The 13430-nt window shown below is 67.6% G+C and carries 14 protein-coding genes; 5 read left to right on the top strand and 9 right to left on the bottom strand.

Translation table 11 applies throughout. The features are described 5' to 3' along the window. Positions 1 to 205 precede the first annotated feature (205 nt). Positions 206 to 1057 (top strand): pyridoxamine 5'-phosphate oxidase family protein, encoded by an 852-nt coding sequence (locus SLQ30_RS07175; protein ID WP_319450737.1) that lies wholly within the window; start codon positions 206 to 208, stop codon positions 1055 to 1057. A gap of 78 nt (positions 1058 to 1135) precedes the next feature. Next, positions 1136 to 2677 carry a GMC family oxidoreductase gene (locus SLQ30_RS07170; RefSeq protein ID WP_319450736.1) on the top strand — a complete coding sequence of 514 codons (1542 nt, stop codon included), beginning with the start codon at positions 1136 to 1138 and terminating at the stop codon, positions 2675 to 2677. A 26-nt stretch (positions 2678 to 2703) separates the two neighbouring features. On the opposite strand, the gene usfY is transcribed toward SLQ30_RS07170, so the two are convergent. Further along, positions 2704 to 3009 carry a protein UsfY gene (gene usfY / locus SLQ30_RS07165; RefSeq protein WP_319450735.1) on the bottom strand — a complete coding sequence of 102 codons (306 nt, stop codon included), beginning with the start codon at positions 3007 to 3009 and terminating at the stop codon, positions 2704 to 2706. A gap of 68 nt (positions 3010 to 3077) precedes the next feature. Then, positions 3078 to 3779, bottom strand: a complete 702-nt coding sequence (locus tag SLQ30_RS07160) for an SDR family NAD(P)-dependent oxidoreductase (protein ID WP_319450734.1) — start codon at positions 3777 to 3779, stop codon at positions 3078 to 3080. 101 nt (positions 3780 to 3880) lie between these two features. On the opposite strand from SLQ30_RS07160, the gene SLQ30_RS07155 reads away from it, so the two are divergent. Further along, the gene (locus SLQ30_RS07155; protein ID WP_319450733.1) at positions 3881 to 4714 is read left to right on the top strand and encodes a helix-turn-helix transcriptional regulator; all 834 of its coding nucleotides are present in this window, start codon (positions 3881 to 3883) and stop codon (positions 4712 to 4714) included. A 1-nt stretch (position 4715) separates the two neighbouring features. Here the strand turns inward: SLQ30_RS07155 and SLQ30_RS07150 are convergent, their stop codons facing one another. Genes SLQ30_RS07150 through SLQ30_RS07125 form a run of 6 tightly spaced genes read right to left on the bottom strand, consistent with a single transcriptional unit; the run spans position 4716 to position 11424 of the window. Further along, complete coding sequence (locus SLQ30_RS07150) at positions 4716 to 7400, bottom strand: fumarate reductase/succinate dehydrogenase flavoprotein subunit (RefSeq protein WP_319450732.1); 2685 nt, start codon at positions 7398 to 7400, stop codon at positions 4716 to 4718. Further along, positions 7400 to 8134 carry an ABC transporter ATP-binding protein gene (locus tag SLQ30_RS07145; RefSeq protein WP_319450767.1) on the bottom strand — a complete coding sequence of 245 codons (735 nt, stop codon included), beginning with the start codon at positions 8132 to 8134 and terminating at the stop codon, positions 7400 to 7402. Before SLQ30_RS07145 ends, SLQ30_RS07150 begins: the two co-directional genes overlap by 1 nt. Positions 8135 to 8139: 5 nt before the next feature. Beyond that, positions 8140 to 9003 carry an ABC transporter permease gene (locus SLQ30_RS07140; RefSeq protein WP_413467951.1) on the bottom strand — a complete coding sequence of 288 codons (864 nt, stop codon included), beginning with the start codon at positions 9001 to 9003 and terminating at the stop codon, positions 8140 to 8142. After that, on the bottom strand, positions 9000 to 10433 hold the full coding sequence (locus SLQ30_RS07135) for an ABC transporter substrate-binding protein (protein ID WP_319450731.1): 1434 nt from the start codon (positions 10431 to 10433) through the stop codon (positions 9000 to 9002). Before SLQ30_RS07135 ends, SLQ30_RS07140 begins: the two co-directional genes overlap by 4 nt. A gap of 14 nt (positions 10434 to 10447) precedes the next feature. Further along, positions 10448 to 10675 (bottom strand): ferredoxin family protein, encoded by a 228-nt coding sequence (locus SLQ30_RS07130; protein WP_163919079.1) that lies wholly within the window; start codon positions 10673 to 10675, stop codon positions 10448 to 10450. After that, positions 10675 to 11424, bottom strand: coding sequence for a GntR family transcriptional regulator (locus SLQ30_RS07125; protein ID WP_319450730.1), 750 nt, complete (start codon positions 11422 to 11424; stop codon positions 10675 to 10677). Before SLQ30_RS07125 ends, SLQ30_RS07130 begins: the two co-directional genes overlap by 1 nt. Positions 11425 to 11809: 385 nt before the next feature. On the opposite strand from SLQ30_RS07125, the gene SLQ30_RS07120 reads away from it, so the two are divergent. Further along, positions 11810 to 12148 carry a hypothetical protein gene (locus tag SLQ30_RS07120; RefSeq protein WP_319450729.1) on the top strand — a complete coding sequence of 113 codons (339 nt, stop codon included), beginning with the start codon at positions 11810 to 11812 and terminating at the stop codon, positions 12146 to 12148. A 205-nt stretch (positions 12149 to 12353) separates the two neighbouring features. Continuing rightward, a complete protein-coding gene (locus SLQ30_RS07115) occupies positions 12354 to 12950 on the top strand; it encodes a carboxymuconolactone decarboxylase family protein (protein ID WP_319450728.1) in 597 nt (198 codons plus the stop codon). 2 nt (positions 12951 to 12952) lie between these two features. Here the strand turns inward: SLQ30_RS07115 and SLQ30_RS07110 are convergent, their stop codons facing one another. Beyond that, positions 12953 to 13408 carry a carboxymuconolactone decarboxylase family protein gene (locus SLQ30_RS07110; protein ID WP_319450727.1) on the bottom strand — a complete coding sequence of 152 codons (456 nt, stop codon included), beginning with the start codon at positions 13406 to 13408 and terminating at the stop codon, positions 12953 to 12955. Positions 13409 to 13430: the final 22 nt, after the last annotated feature.

The following is a 13430-nucleotide window of genomic DNA, read 5'->3' as shown; positions in this document are numbered from 1 at the left end:
CATGGGCCACGGCCCGGAAAGTGCCTTTCGAGTTGCCCGCCTTGCAGCGACAAACGCTGTACTGCAAGACGATTTCTGTACCCAAACCGAAGTCGGGACAGTTGTCGCTGCGAGCTGGGCAAGTGGACTTGCTTCTCCAGCGGAGTCAGAAGTGGCTGGTGTGGCGATGGGGAATTCCGCGCAGGCCGTCCCGGTTGAACACGAAGTGACTGACGTCGCTACGGGGTTTCATTCAGGCGAGCTGGCCGTGCAGCGTCGCGCCGGTGTTCAGCAGCAGGCCGCCCGACTCTCGACGATGGTGGCGCGCGGCGAACTGCGGGGAGGCATAGCAGGATTCCTCGCTAACGCGACGTTCGCGGCGATCACCGGAAGGGACGCGAGCGGCCGACTGTGGACGTCGCCCGTCGTCGGCCCGCCTGGATTCCTGAAGGCCGCCTCTCCGACGACGCTGGTGATCGATGCCATCCCCAACGCGCAAGACCCGCTCCACCAATTGCCGAGCGGGCAGCCCGTCGGCCTCATCGTGATGGACTTTGCGGGGCGCCGTCGGCTGCGGATCAATGGCAGGTTGAGCGCCGCAGGTGCCGGGTTGACCATCGACGTCGCGCAGGCCTACGGCAACTGCCCTCAGCACATCCATCCGCGAAGCCCGTCGCCCGGGGAGCAGACCCAAGAGGCTCGACTCATCCACACGGGCAACGCATTGCAGCCCGACGACGTCGATCAGGTGCAGTCGTCGGACACGTTCTTCCTCGGCACCACCCACCCCGAATTCGGCAACGACGCGTCTCATCGCGGCGGACCCGCGGGATTCGTACGGGCCGACGCGCACGGGCTGTCGTGGCCAGACTTCCCCGGCAACAACATGTTCAACAGCCTTGGCAACCTGGCGGTCGATCCGGCCGCCGCACTGTTGTTCATCGACTTCGCCACCGGTCGCACGATTCAGCTGTCCGGTACAGCCGCGGTGCGATGGCTCGACGACGAGCGCAGCGTCCGGTTCGACGCGCACGACGTCGTCGTCAGATCGGTACCCGCCTTGCGATACGACGTCTGAGCACGGCACTGAAACCCCCGCTTGGCGCCCCCACGCGGGGTTTACTTGGCCTTGGGGAAGATCGGGAGGGGGCGCCCAGTGTCGAGTTATGACTTCATCGTCGTCGGAGCCGGTTCCGCAGGCTGTGCGGTGGCGGGACGATTGGCCAGCGAGTCGTCGGCGACCGTGCTGTTGATCGAGGCCGGCGGCACGGAGCGTCGATTCACGGTGCGCGCCCCGCTGGCCTTCGGCCGTCAGTTGGGGACCTCGCTGGACTGGGCGTACGAGACCGAAACGGAGCCGGGCTGCGCCGACCGTCGGATTCCGATGCCCCGCGGCCGCATGCTGGGCGGCACCAGCGGGATGAATGCCATGGTCTGGGTCAAGGGCAGCAAGCTCGACTACGACGGCTGGAGACTACCGGGTTGGAGTTGGGCGGACGTGGCGCCGGTATTCGCGCGGATGGAGCGGGGCCCCATGCACGTCACGCGCGTCGCGCATCCCGACGAGCTGTCGCAGCGGTTCGTGGCCGCCGCCCGCGCGACCGGTGTCGCCGCCAACGACGACGTCAGTGGACCCGAACTCGACGGTGCGGCGATTTCACCGGTGACCATCTACCGCGGCCAGCGGTGGAGCACGGCCCGCGGCTACCTGTCGCGCCAGCCCAACCTGACCGTCGTCAAAAGGGCACTGGTACACCGGGTGATCGTTCGAAATGGCCGGGCCGTCGGCGTCGAGTACCGGCATCGCGGCCGAGTGCAGCAGTCCTTCGCGGATCGCGAGGTCGTGCTGAGCGCAGGCGCCTTTGGCACGCCGCAGCTGCTCCAGTTGTCGGGCATCGGTCCTGCGGATCACCTTCGTAGCGTTGGCATCACCGCGGTCGTCGACAGCCCCCTGATCGGACAGGGGCTCGAGGATCACGCGAACGCGTTCGCGACGTGGTCGCTTGCGCCCGGTTTTATGGGTCTGTCCGATGCCGCCCACCCGAAGTGGTTGCTGCAGTGGCTGCTTCGACGCCAGGGCAAGCTGAGCAGCAACGTCATCGAAGCGGTGGCGCACGTGCGATCGACACCCGAACTCCCGGCGTGTGACTTCCAGTTGGGCTTCGCCCCCGTCGACCTACTGGCCGATCTCACGGGCGCGCGGCCCAAACCCGTGATGTCGGTGATCATGTCGTACTGGACGCCGAAGAGCCGCGGCAGCGTGATGGTCCGTTGCTCGGATCCTACTGTGCCGCCGGCCATTCGGCTGAACCTGCTCGCGGAGCGCGAGGACGTCGACGCGCTCGTCCGTGCGGTGGACCGAGTACGCGAGATCGTCGCGACCGAGCCGCTTGCATCGGCGGTGGCAGGCGAATTGATTCCTGGTCCGGACACCGACGTCGAGACGAGCATCAGGGCTACCGCGATCACCACGAGCCACCCGTCCTGCACCGTCGCGATGGGTGCCGACTCCGATAGCCCGCTCGACGAGCGGCTCCGGGTCCGAGGCGTCGAAAACCTGCGCGTCGCCGACGCGTCGGCGCTGCCTCGGATTCCGCGCGCCAACACCAACGCGCCGTCGATCATGATCGGCGAACGATGTGCGGACTTCCTGCTGGCAAAGTCCGCGGCGGACCCCACGGTGGCAGCGCAAAGCTAGGGCGCCGCCAGGACTGCCCGCCTTCGCTAGCTTGCGTGCAGTGAGCTGTCCGGATGCTCAGACATCCACCGCTGCTCGACCCGCTTCACGCGATGGTGCTCGAGCGCGATGAGGATCGCGCCTGCGGTCACCAGTGCGCCCGCGATGAACGCCAGCGGCAGCTGCAGATCGTCACGGTGGTAGGCCGTGGCCGCCAGGAACCCGGCGATGGTGATGATGCCGAGCATGATGAGGCCGAGGCCGGGAAGCCAGAGCGTGTCGATGAACGATTCACCGGCATGCGGCTGGGTGGTGCGGGAGTGATCCACGGGATCGTGATACGCGCCCTTCATCTGCAGCTCCCTTCGTGGAGAGATATCCCCAGCGTACGCCGTTTGTGAGTTACATCACATAAAGTTGCTCACCAGGGCACGGCGCCCGCGGTGTTGAAGAACCCTCCGGTGGGCCCGTCGGAACCGACCTGCGCCATTCGCACGACGGCCTCGGCGCCTTCCTCGACGGTTTGGGTGCCGGTGTTGCCGTTGAGGTCGGTCTTGGTGAAGCCGGGATCGACGGCGTTGATCCGCATGTTCGGGAACGCCTTCGCGTACTGCACGGTGATCATGTTGACCGCGGCCTTCGACGCCGGGTAGGCCACCCCGGGGTAGATGTCCGCCGGGGCGGGTGCGAACAGCGTCAACGAGCCGAGTCCGCTGCTGACGTTGACGACCACGGGGTGGGCGGACCGCTGCAGCAATGGGAGAAATGCGTGCAGGACCCGCACGGTTCCGAAGACGTTGGTATCGAACGTCTTCCGGACCAGGTCGGCCGTCACGTCCGCAGGGGCGACCACCGCGTTGCCGTCGCCCCGCTCTTCGATCGCGGCGTTGTTGACGAGTACGTCGAGCCCGCCGCCCGCTTCGATGATGCTCAGCGCCGCCTGCACGGACGCGTCGTCGGTGATGTCGAGCTGGACGGCCCTGGAACCCAGTTGCGCTGCGGCGCGGCGGCCTTGCTCGATGTTGCGACTGCCGATGTAGACGGTGTGACCCGCGGCCACGAGTTGACGGGCGGCCTCCAAGCCGATGCCTTTGTTGGCGCCTGTGATCAGTGTTGTCGTCATGCCTTCACTGTGCGTCGACGTGAGGCGGCTAGCCAGAGGCTCCGTCTTCCTGGGACTACGGATACCAGGACGATCCGGCCAAAGCGATGCACAGTGGAGTCATGGCGAGTGCGGAGTTCGGCCATGCGCTGCGGCGCTGGCGCGATCGGGTGACCCCGCAGGCGGCGGGGCTGCCGGTCGGCGGCCATCGGCGCGCGGCGGGGCTGCGCCGCGAGGAGCTCGCACAGCTGGCCGGAATCTCGGTCGACTACGTCACCCGTCTCGAGCAGGGCCGCGCGACCAATCCCTCCGAGCAGGTCGTCGAGGCGTTGGGCCGGGCGCTGCGACTGTCGGCGAACGAACGCGAGCACCTGTTCCATGCGGCCGGGCTGGTTCCGCCAGGGCAGGGCACGGTGCCCGCCTACGTCACGCCGAGTGTGCAGCGGATGCTGGACCGGCTGACCGCGACGCCGGTAGCGGTCTTCGATGCGGCGGGCACGCAGCTGCTGGCCAACCCGATGTACATCGCCCTGATGGGTGAATACCACGGCAACGAGCGAAACGCGGTGTGGCGCAACTTTCTCGGCCCCAGCAGTCGGGTCCAGCACACCCCGGAGGGGCTGCGTGCGCTGCAGACCGCGCAGGCCGCGTCGTTGCGCGCGGCGGCCGCCAGATATCCCGCCGATCACACCGTCCGACGGTTGGTCGCCGAGTTGCGCGCCAAGAGTGCACTCTTCGCCGAACTGTGGGACTCCGGCGCCGTGCTTGATCAACCCTTGGAGTCGCGCAAGACCATCAACCACCCGCAGGTGGGTCCGATGACGCTGGACTGCGACGTGCTCAGCGTCGCACGTGCGGACCTGCGCATCATGATCTACAGCGCCGAGCCCGGAACCGAGGACGCCGAACGGCTTTCGTTGCTCGCCGTCCTCGGCACCCAAACGCTCGTCGGCTGACTCAGTTCTTCGCGGCCAACGCCTGCCTGGCGTAGGCGCGCACGTCGGCGTCGCCGTCGTCGAGCGCAACGGTGAGTGCCTCGCGCGCAGCCTCTTCCGAGTCGGCCCATCGGGTCAGACTCAGTACGGCCGCCTTGCGCACGTCGAGGTGCGGGTCGGTCAGTGCCCGCGACAGTGGCGGCACCGCGGTCGTCGACGACGGCGCACCCGCGAGTGCTCGGGCCGCGCCCTGCCGGATCTGCCACGCCGACGCGGCGAGCGCCGCCTCGACGGAGGACACGTCGGCGTCGTCCCAGCCGAGTGAGCCCATCGCGGCCAGCGCGGCAGCGCGCACCAGCGGATCGGAGTCATCGATGAGCGCCCGGACGGCCGGGGCCCCGGTGCGCAGCGTGCCGAGCCCGTTGGCGACGGTGATGCGCACTTCGCGGTTCGCATCGCTCCCCGCCGCGGCGACCCCGTCGGCGTCGTCGACGGAGACCAGCGCACGCACGGCTTCGATCCGGACGCGGTGGTCGGCATCGGTGAGCGCGCGGCGGTAGTGCTCGGCGATGCCGGCCCGTCGCGAGCTCAGCACGTACAGCGCGGCACCGCGCACGACCGGATCGTCGGACGTTAGAAGCGGTTGTACGGCAGCGGGATCCGGCAACACCTCGACGAGTTCGCGGATGCCGTCGGCGGCCACCCGGCGGACCTCGACATGCGAATCGCTCAGCGCCGACACTAGCGCAGGCCCGTAGCCGTCGCAGAGGTGTTCGGTGAGCACGTCGACGGCGGTGCGCCGGACGCCGGGATCGGTGTCGGTGAGGTAGATCTGCAGTTCCTCGACCGTCGGCTCGTCGAGCGCGAGCACGGCGGCGATGCGGGGCGACGGCGGTGGGGCCGCAACCGAATCGATGCGGGACACCTCGGACGCCGGTGCCTGACCCCCGACGAGGTCGGGTTGACGCACGGGGATGGGTTCGGTTTCGCCGCTTGGCAATTCATCGAGCCCTGGAACCGGCACGAAGTACGGCGCGACCGGCCGCTTGAGGAACTCCATGTCGCCTTCGGCGGTCTTACGCAGATTCAGGTGGTAGCGCCACTCGACGTCGTCGCGATCCGGGGTGTCGCTGCGGTCGTGGTAGAGCCCCCAGCGCGATTCGGTGCGGGTGAGCGACGAGCGGGCCGCCATCTCGGCGCAATCCCGGATGAACGACACCTCGACCGCGCGCATGAGCTCGTGCGGCGTCTTCGCCCCGATGCCCGCGACCTCGTCGCTCATCCGCTCGAAGGTCTGCACCGCGATCGACAACTTGGCGGCGGTCTTGGGCGGGGCCACGTAATCGTTGACGAAGCGGCGCAGCTTGTATTCGACCTGCGGCTGGGGCGGACCATCTGGGTGGCGCAGCGGGCGGTAGATCAGTTCGTGTGCTTCCGCGAGCTGATCCTCCGGAAGCTGTTGCGGTGCTTCGACGTCAGCGAGCGTGGACGCGGCGTGCGTACCGGCCAGGTCGCCGTAGACGAACGCCCCGATCATGTAGTTGTGCGGCACGCACGCCAGGTCGCCCGCGGCGTAGAGCCCCGGCACGGTGGTGCGGGCATGCTCGTCGACCCACACTCCAGACGCGGAATGCCCACCGCACAACCCGATCTCAGAGATGTGCATCTCGATGTCGTGGGTGCGGTAGTCGTGGCCACGGTTGGCGTGAAAGGTGCCGCGGGTGGGCCGCTCGGTGGTGTGCAGAATACCTTCGAGTGTGGACAGCGTCTCGTCGGGCAGGTGGCTGACCTTGAGGTAGATGGGTCCGCGCGCGGACTCGATCTCGTTCTTCACCTCCGCCATCATCTGACCCGACCAGTAGTCGGAGTCGACGAACCGCTCCCCCTGCGCGTTGACCTGGTATCCGCCAAAGGGATTGGCGACGTAGGCGCAGGCCGGCCCGTTGTAGTCCTTGATGAGCGGATTGATCTGGAAGCACTCGATGCCCGACAGTTCCGCGCCCGCATGGAAGGCCATCGAGTAGCCGTCACCGGCGTTTGTCGGATTCTCGTAGGTGCCATACAGATATCCGGACGCCGGTAGGCCGAGCCGTCCGCACGGCCCAGTCGCAAGGACGACGGCCTTGGCGGCCACGACGACGAATTCACCGGTGCGGCTGTTCAATGCGGCTGCGCCGACGGCCCGGCCTTGGTCAGTGAGCACGCGGACCGGGACGAGCCGGTTCTCGATGCGGATCTTCTCGCGCATCGAGCGCTGCCGCAGCACGCGGTACAGGGCCTTCTTGACGTCCTTGCCCTCGGGCATCGGCAGCACGTAGGAGCCGGAGCGGTGGACACGGCGCACCGCGTACTCACCGTGCTCGTCCTTCTCGAACTTGACGCCGTAGCGCTCCAGTCGCTGCACCATCGCGAAGCCGCGGGTGGCGGTCTGATAAATGGTGCGCTGGTTGACGATTCCGTCGTTGGCACGGGTGATCTCGGCGACGTAGTCCTCGGGCGTGGCCTTGCCGGGGATGACGGCGTTGTTGACGCCGTCCATGCCCATGGCCAGCGCGCCGGAGTGTCGCACGTGCGCCTTCTCCATCAGCACTACCTGCGCACCCTGCTCGGCGGCCGACAGCGCGGCCATCGTGCCTGCGGTGCCACCGCCGATGACGAGCACGTCGCAGTCGAGCCGGACAGCGTCCGAAAGTGCGGGGGTCTCCACTAGCTGATCAACTCCGAATGGTCGAGTGCGGCAATCACTTCAGTGCGCAGTGCGCTACGGGCGACGTCGGCATCACGCGGGCGCGGCACGTCGAGCAGCGCACGCAGCGGCTCGCCGGCACGGCCGAGCACCGCGATGCGGTCGCCGATGAGCAGCGCTTCGTCGACGTCGTGGGTAACGAAGACGACGGTCGTAGGGTGCGTACCCCATGTGTCGACGAGCAGGCGCTGCATGGTGGCCCGCGTCTGGGTATCCAGGGCGCCGAAGGGTTCGTCCATCATGACTGCGCGCGGGGCGCCTGCCAGTCCGCGGGCGAGTTGCACGCGTTGCCGCATACCGCCGGAGAGGCTCTTCGGGAGGTACTTCTCGAAACCGGTGAGCCCGACGTCGGCGATCCAGCGCTGCGCCTCATCGCGCCGGCCCTGGCGCGGGCGGCCGGCGAGCTTCAGCGCGAGCTCGACGTTGGATTGCACGGTGCGCCATGGCAACAGCGCGTTGTCCTGGAAGACCATCGCACGGTCCCGCGACGTGCCGGCGACGCGCGTGCCGTCGGCGAGCACCTCGCCCCGGTCCGGCCGCAGCAGCCCGGCCAGCGCACGCAACACCGTCGACTTGCCGCAGCCCGACGGTCCGGTGAGCACCAGGATCTCGCCTGGCGCGACGTCGAGGTCGAGCCCGTCCACGACCGGTGCGCCGCCATAGCTGAGCACGACGTCGCTGAGCTTCAAACTCATGCCGGTCACTGGGCGTTCTCCTCTGCGCGGGGCAGCCAGCGCGTGGCGCGTCTACCGACGAGTTCGATGGCGGCCGAAGTCGCGAAACCGAGCACGCCGATCGTGATGATGCCGACGAACACCTCGGGGTAGGCCAGCACGGTGTAGGCCTGCCAGGTGCGGTAGCCGACGCCGAGCCGTCCGGAGATCATCTCGGCGGAGATGACGCAGATCCACGCGACGCCGATGCCGACGGAGAGCCCGCCGAAGACGCCGGGGAGGATGCCGGGCAACACGACTCGGCTCAGCACGTCCCAACGGTTGCCGCCGAGCGTGCGCACCGAGTCCTCCCACAGCGTCGGCAACGCGCGGACGGCGTGCCTGGTGCTGACCATGATCGGGAAGTACGCGGCGAGGAACGTGATGAAGACGATCCCGGCCTCGTCGGTGGGGAACAGCAGGATCGCCACGGGCACGATCGCGATGGCCGGAATGGGCCGGGCCAGTTCGGTGAGCGGGCCGAAGACGTTGGCGAACTTGGGCGAACGGCCGAGCAGGATGCCGGTGACGACGCCCGCCACGGCCGCCAGCGCGAACCCGGTGAGGATGCGGATCAGCGACTGGCCAAGATCGAGCCAGTAGTCCTGGGTAACCAATCGGTGGGCGAAGGCCGTCGCGATCTCGGTGACCGTCGGCAGCGTGTCGAACCGCAACCAGAGCCGAACGTGGTTGGCGGTCAACACCTGCCAGAGCGCGACGGCTGCGGCCACCGAACCGATGCGGACCAGCCAGGTGCCCCAGCTACGCGCTTTGGGACCCTTGCCGGCTGGCGCTACCGGTGCGGCGACTGCCGGTGCGTCAGCGACCAGCACCGCGGGAGGCGCGGTCACACCGCACCCGCCAACGCCTGCTGGTAGTCGACGACGGTCGCGCCGGGGTGGGTCGCGGTGTATCGCCCGGCGCCCGCGGCCGAGTCGAAGGGCAGGTAGTTGGCCCCGTCCTTGACCCAACTCGACTTGTCGGCGAACCACCGGGTGCCGAACTCCGTATCGGGAATGTATGCGGCGCGCACCTTTTCGCCGCGCGCACCTGCTTCGCGGATGGCACGCAATAGGCAGCCGGGGTTGGCGGCGGATTGGGTGGTGTCCTTGCCATCGAGCCAGAGTTCGCCGGCCAGCTTGGGATCGGTCACCGCGACGTTGCACACCGGGTCCTGACCGCTGAGCGTCGACGGGTTGCTGGTGCTCGCCAGCGCGGCGTCGTAGTTCTGGCCGCGGGCGGCGAACGCCTTGCGGATCGCGTCGTCCGACACGAAGCCGTCGATGTCGAGGTCGGCGAAGTCGCCAATCGACTTCAGATACGGCACGTCACCCTTGAACGCTTGAACCAGTGAGGGTTTCAGCGTGGTGTCGAAGCTGGTGCCGCCGGGACCGTTGTAGAGGTAGACGACCTCTTGGGGCAGGCCGCTGCCGTCGGCGACCAGCTTGGCCGACTCCAGCGGATGCTGGTTGAGGTAGTCGGTGGCGTCGAGTTGGGCCTGCAGGAAGGCGTCGAGCACCTCGGGATGCTGGCTGGCGTAGTCACGGCGCACGACGACGCCGTGGAAGGTGGGGTACTTGCCCTCGGCGCCGTCGTAAAGCAGTTTGGCCTTGTTCTGGAAGACGAGCAGACCGGGCCACGCGACGAACTGCGAGAGTGCCTGGGCCTGGCCGGATTCCAGTGCCGACGCGCCTACCTGCGGCTGTTGGTTGAGCACCTCGACGCCGGCCTTCGGGTCGATGCCCGCGGTGTCGAGCGCGCGCACGAGCGTGCCGTGGCCCGCGGAACCGACACTGGCGGAGACCTTCTCGCCCTTGAGGTCGGTGATGGTCCGCGCCGACGAGTTGGGTGGGACGACGACCATGTTGAGTGCGCCGGTCGGGCTGTATCCGGTGATGGAGACCAACTCGGTCTTGGCGCGTTCATTGGCTTGAGTCTTGGAGCCGTTGATCAGCAACGGGTAGTCGCCCATGGAGCCGATGTCGATCTTCTCGGCGACCATCTGCGCGGTGATGGGCGCGCCGGTGTCGTAGTCCTGCCACTGCACGTTGTACTTCTTGCCGGAGGACTTGCCGATGTCGGCGAGCCGCTGTTCCAGGAAACCCTTGGCCTTCAACAGGGTTCCGGCGGTGACGGTGTTGATGGTCTTGGACTGGTAGCCGACGACGACGTCGACCGTGTCGGCTGACTGCGACTTGGAGTCCAAAGAGCAAGCCGCCAGGGAACTTACGGTAGCGGCGGCGAGCAGGGCGGCGAGCAGGGCGGCGAGCATGCGTTTCATGAATGGTCCTGGGGTTATCGGAGGAGGTAGGGCATGTTGACGGTGACGGCGCCGGTGGGACAGCGCGCTGCGCACGGGCCGCAGTACCAACACTCGTCGACGTGCATGAAGGCCTTGCCGTTCTCGGGGTTGATGGCCAGCGAGTCGAGTGGACAGATCTCGACGCACAGGGTGCAGCCCTCAATGCACAGCGATTCGTCGATCGTGACGGGCACGTCGACGCGCTGGTTGACCTGGGCCATTAAGTTCCCCTAACTAGGTTGCCGCGCAAAGTGATTCGATCTCCACGCATGCGGATGTATTCGAGGTCGACGGGTCGCCCGTCGTCGAGGTGGGTGAGCCGTTCCAGAAGCAGCAGCGAGGCACTGTCGGGCACCTGCAGGATTGCGGCGGAATGCGGGTCGACGGGCACGGCCTCCACCGCGAGCCCGGCGCTGCCAAGCCGTCGTCCGGTGACCTGTTCGATGAGCGCGAAGACGTCGTTGGTCTCCAGCGAGTGCTCGATGACCTGCTGGCCGACGTCTTCGACGAGGTAGGTCATGTCCAGGCTCAGCGGAAGGTCGCCGAGGTAGCGCAACCGTTCGACGAAGACGACGGGTTCGCCGGGACTGAGCTTGAGCTTGTTGGCCACCGACGGCGGCGCGGACACCGTCATGATGGCGCGGACCTCGTTGCGGATCTCGCCGTAGCCCTTGAACGTCTCCTTGAGGCCGACGAGCGCGTCGAGCCCGTGGTCGTACTTGCGGATCGCGACGTGGGTGCCGGTGCGGGGGCCGCGGTCGATGAGGCCTTCGTCCTTGAGGGTGGCGAGTGCCTCGCGCACGGTGTTGCGGGAGACGAAGAACTCGCTTGCGAGGTCAGCCTCTCCTGGCAGTCCGTCGCTGTACCCGCCCGCATGGATCTGATGACGGAGCACGTCGGCCACCAGCCGGGCCTGATCGGCCCGCGGCCGGCGGATCGGCGTCGGTTCGGCATGCTGCTCGTTGGCCACGGTCACCTCCTGGGGGCTGTTGGCATGTGACTGACCTGGTCAGGACGGTATCGGCGGTTGCGGTCGTCGCGAATCCGCCGGCTGGACGGGCCGCGCTCGGTGCCGACAATGCGCCGGTGCCTGTGAGCGCGGACCTGCTGTTAGACGGGTTGGTTCGGGCATTGCGCCACTTATCACGTGGGCGGCCCGCTTTGAATCGCGGTGAGCAGAAGGTGGGGCGCTCCGGGAGCGCCGATCAAGTTGCCCGCCTTGCAGCGACAACGGCGCCCCGATCCGCTGAAGACTGCCCGCCCGGGCTCGTGCCACGCGCGCGTCCTGTGGATAACTTCACACATGCGGCGGAGACACCCCCGGATGTGTCGGCGGTTCGTGTTTCGGTTCGGCTATGCCTGAGGTGTGTCTACGCGGAATCGAACTTCGCTATGCACTAGTGCTGTACTTGGGGCAGCACGGCCCCCACACCGTGGCCGAGCTGATCGATGCGCTCACCCACCAGGGCTTCTCATTCGCGGGGAGGCCATCGAAAGCGATCTCGGACGCGCTGCGCTGGGAAGTGGCCCGCGGGCGGGTGCGTCACTTGGAACGCGGACTGTACGGTCCCGGGCCGGTGCCGCGCAGCACCGAATACCGGATCCATCAAAGGGTGATTGCGTTACGCGAACGAGCGCGCGGGGAGCCGCTTCCCCTCGGCCGGTGGGATGACGCGGACTGGCACCACACCTGACTCTGCCGACCATGACCACGCCTGACGACCACGACCACCTCGGCTCGAATTGTCGCTGCGAGCTGGGCAATGCGAAAGGCACTTCCAGACCGCCCGACCCTCCCCGAGTCGACGGAGCGTGGTTGTCGCTGCAAGGCGGGCAACTCGACTATGCCTTCCGCAGCAGCGCCGTCCGTCACGCTCGCGCCGCCTAGTGTCATCTGACATGGCACTCATCGAACCGCTCCAGCCGCAGGACTTTCCGCCCGAGATGCGCGCCGCGCTGGCGGCCCTGCGCCCGCCCAACCCGCGTCACGAGCCGATGCCCACCAAGGATCGGCCCAAGGCGCTCAAGGTGTTGGGCTCGATGGCCCACCATCCCGCGCTGGCGCAGGCGTACTTCACGCTCAACGGCCATCTGTTGCGAGGCACCACGCTGACCGAGCGGCAGCGCGAACTGCTCGTCCTGCGGGTGGCGGCGGTGCGCAAGTGCGGCTACGAGTGGGCGCAGCACCTGTTCGTCGCCCGCGACGCCGGACTGACCGACGAGGAGATCGGACGCATCGCCTACGGGTCCGATGCCCCGTTCTGGAGCACATTCGAAGCGGCGCTCCTGCGATCGGTCGACGAGCTCATCGTCGACGGGGCCATCACCAGGCCGACCTGGCAGACGCTGGCCGGCGAACTGGACAAACAGCAGTTGCTCGACCTGATCTTCACGGTCGGAAGCTACGACACTCTGGCCGGCATGATGAGCTCGCTCGAGCTTGGCATCGACGACGACATCCACGATCTGATGCAGCGCTACGACCAACTCTTCTAGGCCTACGGCCTGACTTCGTGACGGCTCAGGATCGACACCCGGTTGAACGAGCCGATCGTGATGGCTATCCAGATCACCGCCGAAAGCTCATCCTCGGTGAACACCGCTCGGGCGCGGGCATATTCGCGCTCGGCGGTGTCGTGGTCGGGCAGCGTCGTCGTAAGCTCCGCCAACCGCAGCGCGGCCTGCTCGCGCTCGTCGAACAGTTCGGTGTCACGCCAGACCGACAGCGTCGCGAGTTGCTTGTCCGTGACGCCTGCCGCCACGGCGCGGCGGTGGTGCACCTCGAGGCACGTCGGGCAGCCGTTGATTTGCGACACCCGGACGTTGACCATCTCGACGAGCGCGCGGGGCAGGCCGAGTTCCTTCGCCGCGGCGAACACCGCCGTCGAGACTCCGGTGAGGGCTTGGTACACCGACGGCGTCTGCTTGTCGATGTGAACGTGTTCGGTATCCATGTCCGCTCGATGGTAGCCAGCC

The organism is Mycobacterium sp. RTGN4 (genome assembly GCF_033804635.1).
Lineage (GTDB): Bacteria > Actinomycetota > Actinomycetes > Mycobacteriales > Mycobacteriaceae > Mycobacterium.
The sequence above is the reverse complement of the archived record's forward strand: the minus strand, read 5'-3'. Positions and strand labels throughout refer to the sequence as shown.